This is a genomic window from Bacillus sp. 522_BSPC (assembly GCF_001076885.1).
Lineage (GTDB): Bacteria > Bacillota > Bacilli > Bacillales > Cytobacillaceae > Niallia > Niallia hominis.
In genome coordinates this window covers 31,727-32,088 of the sequence record NZ_JVDT01000182.1, presented here as the reverse complement: position 1 = coordinate 32,088, position 362 = coordinate 31,727, and the positions used below count along the sequence as shown (strand labels likewise).

The window sequence follows — 362 nt, the reverse complement described above, 5'->3', positions numbered from 1 at the left end:
CGTCGACTGAAATTACTTGATACAAAAGGCAAAGAGCTAACCTTACTAACGAATCGATTTGATTTAAGTGCAGATGAAATCGCCGAAATCTATAAATCACGTTGGGCGATTGAACTCTTTTTCAAATGGATGAAACAACATTTGAATATCAAAAAGTTCTATGGTCATAGTGAACAGGCTGTACACAATCAAGTGTATATAGCAATGATTGTATACTGTTTGAACGTATTGGCCCAGTTGAACACGAATAGCGATCGAAGTTATCTACAAATTAGCCGCTATTTAAAAGCAGCTTTATGGAAATCCGCAAACATTTGGTTACGCAAAATCAAAGGAAAGTGCGTGCCATAAGGGCTGTAACA

1 protein-coding gene is annotated in these 362 nt (G+C 37.0%); it reads left to right on the top strand.

The genetic code is table 11. The annotated features are described in order from the left end of the window. On the top strand, window positions 1-351 hold a 351-nt coding region (locus ADJ83_RS27010; RefSeq protein ID WP_048718256.1), incomplete at its 5' end, for an IS4 family transposase. Window positions 352-362: the final 11 nt, after the last annotated feature.